The organism is Candidatus Latescibacterota bacterium (genome assembly GCA_019038625.1).
Classification (GTDB): Bacteria; Krumholzibacteriota; Krumholzibacteriia; order Krumholzibacteriales; family Krumholzibacteriaceae; genus JAGLYV01.
Window position 1 is genome coordinate 1 of record JAHOYU010000244.1, and the last position, 5,517, is coordinate 5,517.

Below are 5,517 nucleotides of genomic sequence, written 5' to 3' on the forward strand. Positions count from 1 at the left end.
CAATGTGTCACATGATTTATTGTTAGAAGTTGGGACAGAATAGTTGGGCGCTACAACCAGGTGTTACTAGTGGCCCATTTAGGGCTTTGGGTGAACACAAATTCTTCACGGCAAAGTGGCTTACAAAAAACTATAACCGCCTTGGAGGTGTCCTGCACGTCCAGCGATCTGCAGTGAAAAAGAATGCTCCAGAGAAGTTACGGTTGAATCTGCAGAAAATTGTGGGAAAAATTGAAGAAGTTCTTGGATGTAGTGTCCATGGATGTGCGATGGCAGAAAGAGTTCACTTCGAATGTCAGCTCTGTGGTACGAATTGTTTGGCCAATGCCGAAGTGGTGCGTGAAACCAATAAAGCAGTTTGTCTGAATCCAAACTGCAGCGCGGAATACTTCATTGAAAACGCGGAAATAGGCTACGAAGTCATACTCATGCAAACTAACTTAAAATGCATCGAATGCAGTGGAAGCAATTACTTCCCTAACCGTGCCCTGGAGATTGGTGTAGTTTTCAAGTGTAACGAATGCAAAGTTGAACACTTGATCGTTGGGAAACAATGGGGCTACGATCTACGAAAAAATGTCGAAGTACCTCAAGTGAAAGCTAGTACTTGCGTACAAGCCGAGCCAGCCGCATTAGCAGGAAAAGCCAACGTGGGCTCAAAGGAGACGATTTCAGGGATGCAACTCAAAAAGGTGATCCAGAATAACCGACACAATATCGCGTTACTAATTGGGAATGGAATTAACCGCCATGGAGCCAATGGCACCACTAATTCCTGGGATGATTTGCTGGTAAAAATGTGGAATGGACATTTACTGCGAAATGACTTGACCGTACCCAATGGTATTTCGTTAACGGAGTTCTACGATGTGTTAGATATTCACAACGGAACTTCAGGAAAAGAAATACAGTTGCAAAAGGAGTTTTGTAGCTTGATGAAGACGTGGATTCCGCAGGACCATCATCGGGCAATAGTCCAGTGGGCCATTAAATTTGGGGCACCTGTCCTGACTACAAATTTTGAAAACACGCTTGGTGATGCTGCAAACTGTCAACTATTCCGATTCCAGCAAGAGGGATTTACTGACTTCTATCCTTGGGAGAGCTACTACTCTCAAAAGTCACTGGAAAGTCCTGATTCTGGTTTTGGCATCTGGCATATGAATGGAATGCAAAAGTACTACCGAAGCATCAGGCTTGGCCTCACACATTACATGGGCTCTGTTGAACGGGCTCGCACTTGGATTCACAAAGGAAATGAGGGTCGACTCTTCTCTGGTAAAGACATGAAGAAGTGGCGCGGAGCAAATTCATGGCTCCATATCATTTTTAATAAACCGCTTGCAATATTTGGTCTAGGGTTGGCTAGCAACGAAGTATTCCTTAGATGGCTCCTGATAGAACGAGCTAAGTACTTTGCAAAGTTCCCCGAGCGGCGGCATCCTGCGTGGTTCTATTACGATAGTGCGAACCCAGATGCTGGCAAGCATCTGTTGCTTGAAAGCGTAGGTGTAGAGCCCATTGGTATTTCGGACTACAGAGAACTCTATGAAGATCCCTGGAATTAAATCTAACAAGAATATTCAAAATAAAATTGCACCTTAGGTCCAGTCCAATTTGGCCACCGGTTCTGACTGAATCCGGCCACACCATCTGGGTCAATGGATGAACCTGCCGCACAGGATAACCAAATGTCAAATTTCGTTCTTTTACTCAGGCCCAGTGGAGGGGTAAGCAGCCTCTCATGAATTGGCCACCCCTGCTCAATGACAGTCGTGTTGACTGCCATTTCACCCAAGTAAAGAAGATGGTTTCAATTCCAAATATAGTTCGTGCAAACCAATATCCGACATGTCCAAAATAGGCTCGTACATGAACGAGTTAAGATGAATCGTGTCGGGGGTCATAAGGATTACACGGTCCAGAATCCTGCGCAAATTAACATCATTGTTGCCTTCGCAAAATGCATCATAAAGGACCCTCGTCTGATTACTACTTATGTCGCCGGTAATGGTAGAATCGTTTATAGCATCTATCATTTGCTCTTCTGCGAGAAGCCTGATTGCAATAGAAAGGACAACTTTGTTCTCCAGTTGAATTGAGTCGAGATGATTAGTACAGGACTCTGCTTCCTCGTAAATTGCATCCAAAACCAAGTTATCCCCACCTATAGCTGACGTATTCATTACTCGGTTCAGTACATTGGCAAGCTGGCTCATTGTTGCGCCAGCAGTAGCAGACTTCATGTGAAGCAGTGAAGTCAGAAACAAATAATCGTCGTCACTCTGACCACATGTGTATTCAACTAGGTTTCGAGCCATGGGAATTGTAGCCAACATCATTCGCCTGTTTTGATGAAGATTTGACTTCCAGTGCCGAAACGGATTGAAATATTCAGCCTTTACAAGCTTTATTGCTCGGTCGTTCTTTATTGCCATGAAACAGTTTCTCTGACGCCCAACCCCAAGGCGGCTCTGCACAGTGCGAAAGAAGTCAAAATTGTGCGACAGAATCAGCATGAAAAATCCGCTCTCCCCTTGAATATCCTTCAGGTACTCGATGATTGCGTACTTGTTTTTGTAGTCAAATGAATCTGCAACGTCATCGAGAACCAGTACGGTCATCTGCCCCATTTTCTTGCGGGCCTCAATTTCGAATATAACATTAAGGAGATAAAGCGCTCGCTGTTCTCCAGTGCTGAGAACAGATTGTAATTCGTTTGAGCCGACCTCGCAGACGTCGTCCCCATCACAGTATTCAAAAATAAGTGTCGGGGCCTCATCCTTCAGAATTACATCATCTTGGTTTATAACTTTCATCTTAAATGGCACCGAGAATCGGCTATGAAAGAGGTCCACGATTCGACGCCACTCGGTCTCCTGCTCTTTGGCAGTCCCCACTAACTCCGATATTTGCAATTTCGCAGTACGGTATGTCGACAAATATTCGGACATGGCGAGCATGTCTCCAAAAGCATAAGAAAGCCAGAGGTCCCTTTTGAGCCCCTCTAAATCAAGCAGGCGGGGAATTAGATCGGGGTTATTCTCCAGGTAATCACGGAACCTTCGAAGTTCGACATTACGTGAAATCAGTTTATCCATTTTCTCAAATCGGTTTGCCAGTTCTGGATCATTCAAGATCTGCTGTTTTTCAGCCTCAATCGCTTCCTGAAGTGCCTCCGGCGTGGCAATCTCAGTCTTTTGATTGTCTCTGTCTGCTAGCGACAAACTATGGTTCGCGGCAAAAAAACCGTTGTCCTGTAGGACCTTGTGAACTGATGTAGCATTCGTATGATTGAACACCCCACGGCGAAAATACAGGGAGTTAGAGACAAGTTCTTCGTACCTTTCTACATACTCCCCAAGCAAGCGACTAGTGGATGCTAAAGACAAAAACTTCAGAACCTTTTCGTTAAACACTTCGAGATACTGAATGTGTTCTAAGCCGGGATTTTCCACATTTTCCATGCTCAAACTGAGGCTTTCCAAACAGGCAAAAAGGTCTCCATCAGTAACAGGAGATAGGTTCAGCAATTCAGTTTCAACTCCTCGCCGAATTCCAGATCTTCCAGCGAGTGCGGATATTGCAGTCGCTGCCTTATCCTGAATACTACCAACCAAGACTCCATATTGACGCCGAAGGTCCTCACTTAACATCAAGGTGGCTGTTTTCTCAGAGCTATAGTTTTGATCGAAGGGGTTTACGACCAATAGCTGCTCTGGGGGAATATCGGTCCCCTCCTCATCTCGTATTATGTACGATGTCGAACGTTGGGGAAAAATCTCATCGCGGGGGTTCTCTCCTCTAGAAACGTCATCGAACACCCGAGCGAAACAACTTTTCATGACCCCGTTTGGAGCATAAATCAAAAAGGTAGAACCATTGGAAGCATCAAAGATTTGGTTCATCTCCCCAATGCCATAGCAGTTCTGAAATTCGACATGAATGCGCTCCATCAAAAACCTCTCTTTTGGCAACCAATGGAAACCATGGTATGATTAAAAATATCTTTCTAGTTTCGCATGCTCACTAATTTTAATGAGCTGGCCTTCCCCTTATGAACCGAACAAATCCCGGAATTGGACCGCGACCTTACCTCGCTCAGCAAGAAAACGCTGGCGGCGGCGAAGAAATTCCACCAATGGTAGATTGTCCTCAAGCAACATCATTAGATCATAACCGTCCATAATGAAAAATGTCGGCTGTTTACCCGTAACGACCGCCTCAAGTGCGGGCTGGCTGATGCCGTTCATTGTCAGAAAAACTCCACGGGTGAACTTTGATTTCCCCTCAATCTTCCCTCGGAAGACGTAAAGATCGGATGCCGGGATTGGGTCCTGTGTCCACTTTGCCTCGAAGAGGTATATTTCGTGGTCCAACTCAAAGGATCCATCTATCTGCTCTCCGGTTACCCGAAACGGCTTCGACGGTGTCAGCTCGTTCAGTTCAAAAAGCCTGTTGAGTATCTTCTCGAGTTCTAGTCCTGCCCTTTGCCGATTATCTGAATCATGGAGCGATAGGAATTCTCGCTTGAGCCCTTCAAGACTCTGGCTGCGAGCCGATCGCGCCGTCGCTCCCAAGCGCTCCTCATTACGAACCTGTTTTACACGAGATGCAGCACGCACTCCACCATCGACTGAAAGTGACTCTCGAAACTCAGGGTCCCAGAGATCGGGAAACTTGAAATCAAGTTCGAGAATCAGTCCATTGATCTCGTCAATCTCCTTGGGATCTACTGGTTGACCACGTTTCTGCCGATACGTAAGTCCACAACGAACAACCTCAAGGATGAGGGGCTCAAACCTCCCACGACGAAACTCAAGTGTCCGCTCAAGGAGAGCGGTGATCATGGGCAGTTTACTCCCTGGCTGCCAAAAGTCGCCGACACCGACCTTCTCCGCGACAGTCTTATATGAGACGTGCCCTTTCCAGTTAGCATTGCCAGATCCTGGGAGAAAATCGTAGAGTACCTGTGCAAGATCCCGGGCTGCACGAGAGTGTTTTAATGAGAGAGCCATACAGAATCCCTTCCAACTGCCGGGAAACAACCCGAATATCAATTTGCAAAACTTCTCCGCTGCTCAGGTACAATATATTGGTGTCCCTCAACGAGTCTCGTGACCGACAAACAGTGGAACAGAGGCGAATTGATAATAATACACTGTTATCACCAAAAGTCCTTCAATATCATATAATTGCGGCCGTGAATTCGAGTCTTACACATGCTGTCGCAATGGGAGCAGCTTTCAACATCATGGCCCCACCAATCAGAAATATGTGCTTGGGTTGTCACCAAATTATTCATTTAAGCCAACAGCCCAAATAAGTCTCACTCTTCTGGGTTGTATAGAACCATTATAGAACCAGCCAATTTCAACGAATCAGCACCAATTCACTTGACGCCGTAACCTTTTACCACTAAACTACTTCCACTCGACATCTCCCAGCAAACCCGGCCACGGTCACTGAGTGTCGATCAGTTTCATATAGGAAGCCTACACAGAAAATTGTTACAGG

At 45.8% G+C, this 5,517-nt stretch carries 3 protein-coding genes; 1 reads left to right on the plus strand and 2 read right to left on the minus strand.

The features are described 5' to 3' along the window. Nucleotides 1–668 precede the first annotated feature (668 nt). Nucleotides 669–1,568, plus strand: coding sequence for a hypothetical protein (locus KOO63_15675; protein ID MBU8923259.1), 900 nt, complete (start codon nt 669–671; stop codon nt 1,566–1,568). Nucleotides 1,569–1,790: 222 nt separating this feature from the next. On the opposite strand, the gene KOO63_15680 is transcribed toward KOO63_15675, so the two are convergent. Beyond that, a complete protein-coding gene (locus KOO63_15680; protein MBU8923260.1) occupies nt 1,791–3,956 on the minus strand; it encodes a hypothetical protein in 2,166 nt (721 codons plus the stop codon). Nucleotides 3,957–4,055: 99 nt separating this feature from the next. Further along, nucleotides 4,056–5,018: a restriction endonuclease gene (locus tag KOO63_15685; GenBank protein MBU8923261.1), complete on the minus strand. Its 963-nt coding sequence runs from the start codon at nt 5,016–5,018 to the stop codon at nt 4,056–4,058. Nucleotides 5,019–5,517: the final 499 nt, after the last annotated feature.